General features: G+C 65.7%; 1 protein-coding gene. It reads right to left on the reverse strand.

Translation table 11 applies throughout. From position 1 onward, the window contains the following. Positions 1-243 precede the first annotated feature (243 nt). The coding region (locus F6Q13_RS18140; protein ID WP_293059494.1) for a hypothetical protein at positions 244-851 on the reverse strand (608 nt) is incomplete at its 5' end.

Here is an 851-nt window from a genome sequence, read left to right on the forward strand (position 1 = left end):
GTGTAGATCTCAACGCCGTGCGTCTGGCGCTGCGCCGCCGGGATGCCCACGGCTACCCGGTCGGGGCGCCCAAGCGCCTCGACACCGCCGACGCGGCGAGCGTGACGCCAGCGTCACGACGGGCGGCGAGCGTGACGCCAATGTCACGGTCGCTAGGCGGCAGGAGCCGGCACCGGATGGTTGGTGTCGAAGTGCTTGCGCCTCTAATTGTTGAGCTTCCGGCCACAGGAATGTGTCAAGGGGTCAAGGCAAGAAAATGTCCGGAACGCCGATAACAGTGAAGAACGCGGCACCGAATTCAGCGCCGAGCATGTGGTAGTCCGCGCCGACCGCGTCGAAAGTAGCCGCGAGTAGCGACAGGTCGGCTGGATTCAGAATCGGTGGGCCGGTAAGGTCGCCAGCCCGGTCGGCTGAGACAAACCCTTGCACGGCGTCGAGCAGCGACTGGTCGCCGTGGAGTACGCCTTGGCTCAGGTCGGTCAAGCCGGCTTGGTCAGTGGAAGGGAGGCCAGCTGGGTCAAGTTGGTTATTGGACGGGATCAGCCCGCTGGTGAGGAGCTTTTCTGTGTTAGTCAGAAGCGCCAGTTGCCGGGGGTCAAGCGAGGCTGTCGGCGCTTGCTCCAACAGCTGATTCGCGTGGGTCAAATCGGCGATGCCCTGCATGAGTATCTCGTCGGCGCTGCTGTTAGCGGTCTGCTGGGCAGCAGCGATGGGATCGGTGGCGGCCGTCGCCGAGCCCGTGGCCGACGGCACGATGTCGGTGACCCCGAAGCCCCGGGCGATCGCGGTCAGCCCATTGGCCAGCGCCTCGGCTTTGTCGACAACTCCGGGCCCGGCGATGGCGGTCGCGT

It is taken from the genome of Mycobacterium sp., from assembly GCF_008709575.1.
Classification (GTDB): Bacteria; Actinomycetota; Actinomycetes; order Mycobacteriales; family Mycobacteriaceae; genus Mycobacterium.